Consider the following 1,840-nt stretch of genomic DNA (forward strand, 5'->3'; position numbering starts at 1 on the left):
TCGAAGAAATCAACAAGCTCACCAAGGACGCAGGCATCGACGTCAGCTCCATCTGCAGCATCTGGTTCGGTGAGGAACGGGACCTGATCAACCCCAGCGCCGCCAACCGGCAGAAGGCCCTGGACTACGGAAAGTCCGTCGCCGACTTCGCCGCCGGTGTCGGCGCCCCGACCATCATCGTCGGACCATCCCCGGTGGGTAAGACCGAGGCGCTGGCAAGTGACGAACAGGAATGGGCCTGGGCCGTCGAAAACGTCCGCACGCTCGGCGAATACGCCGCCAGCGTGGGCGTCGACATCACCCTCGAACCATGGAACCGCTACGAGACGCACTTCCTCAACCGCCTGGACCGCGCCGTCGAGCTCCTCGACGCGACCGGTCTGACAAACGGTGGTGTCCACGGCGACCTCTTCCACATGAACATCGAAGAAGACACCATCCACGGCGCCTTCGCCAGCGCCGGCAGCAAGGTCAACCACGTCCACCTGGCCGATTCAAACCGTGCAGCCCCCGGCGTGGGACACATCGACTTCCGCCCCACGCTGCAGACGCTGAAGGACATTAACTTCGACGGTTACCTGACATTCGAACTCCTTCCCGCCGCCTCCAACCCCTTTGCGATGATGGCCCGCGGTGGCCACCTGGAGTTCCTGGACCCCTACACCGAAAAGGCCATCAATGAGATGAAGAAGCTGGAACAGGAGCTGTGGCCCAATGAGTAAGTACGAGTTCGGCGTCAGCACGTTCATCCTGGTCTCCCCTTTCACCGACCAGGACGTTGATCAGTTCGACGTTGCCAAGGAGATGGGCTACGACCTGATCGAGGTCTGCATTGAAGACCCCGCCGTGGTCAGTGCCGAAGCCCTGAAGGAAGCCTCGGAACGCACCGGGCTGCCAGTGTCCATCTGCGGCGCTTTCGGACCGGACAGGGATGTCTCCCATGAGGACCCCGCGAAGCGGCAACTGGGCATCGACTACCTGAAGCTGTGCGTGGACATCGCCCAGGCCGTCGGGTCCCCCCACGTGGCCGGTCCGATGTACTCCGCCACTGGCAAAGCCCGACTGCTTCCTCCCAAGGAACGCCAGCAGCAGCGCCAGTGGGCTGCGGACAGCCTGCGTGAAGTGGCAGACTACGCGGCCGAACGCGGTGTCACCCTGGCCATCGAACCGCTCAACCGGTTCGAAACAGACCTCGTCAACACCGTCGAGCAGGGCCTGGAACTGTGCGAGCTGATCGGCCGTGAAAACGTCGGACTGATGCTGGACACGTTCCACATGAACATCGAAGAGAAAAACATCGGCGAAGCCATCGTCTCGGCCGGTGACAAGGTCTTCCACTTCCAGGTATCCGAAAACGACCGCGGAACCCCCGGCAGCGGACACGTCCCGTGGTCCGAGACCTTTGAGGCGCTGAAATCGATCAATTACCAGGGTTCCATCGTCGTCGAGTCTTTCCTGCCCACCGTCGAGGAAATCGCGAAGGCCGTGTCCCTGTGGCGACCGGTAGCGCCGTCCATGGACGCATTGGCCCGCGACGGACTCACGTTCCTGAGGAGGGAACTGCCGTGACCGAGAAGCCCGGACACGCTCCGGCCATCGTCGAAGCGCGCAATCTCGTAAAACTGTTTCCGGGCGTCGTCGCCCTCTCCGGCATGAACTTTGAGCTCCATGCCGGAGAGGTGCACTGCGTTGTCGGCGAGAACGGTGCCGGAAAATCGACGCTGATCAAGACACTCAGCGGGTTCTACACCCCCGACGAAGGCGGCGTTTACGTCGACGGCAACCTCATGCACTCCAGCACCGTGGCCTCCAAGGCGGCCGGCATCGCCACCATCTACCA

Annotated in this window: 3 protein-coding genes; all 3 read left to right on the forward strand. The window is 62.4% G+C overall.

The window, feature by feature from the left end:
* Positions 1 to 722: TIM barrel protein (locus AC6CH3_RS23275; protein ID WP_498134688.1), on the forward strand; the 722-nt coding region annotated here is incomplete at its 5' end.
* Positions 715 to 1,569, forward strand: a complete 855-nt coding sequence (locus AC6CH3_RS23280) for a sugar phosphate isomerase/epimerase family protein (protein ID WP_498134689.1) — start codon at positions 715 to 717, stop codon at positions 1,567 to 1,569. The genes AC6CH3_RS23275 and AC6CH3_RS23280, both read left to right, overlap by 8 nt.
* Positions 1,566 to 1,840: ATP-binding cassette domain-containing protein (locus AC6CH3_RS23285; protein WP_498134690.1), on the forward strand; the 275-nt coding region annotated here is incomplete at its 3' end. The genes AC6CH3_RS23280 and AC6CH3_RS23285, both read left to right, overlap by 4 nt.

This window comes from Arthrobacter sp. GQ119 (assembly GCF_059759125.1).

What these genes read in the sequence shown, in the direction of transcription:
- AC6CH3_RS23280 (WP_498134689.1), top strand. Translation starts at nt 715, where the DNA reads ATGAGTAAGTACGAGTTCGGCGTCAGCACGTTCATCCTGGTCTCCCCT.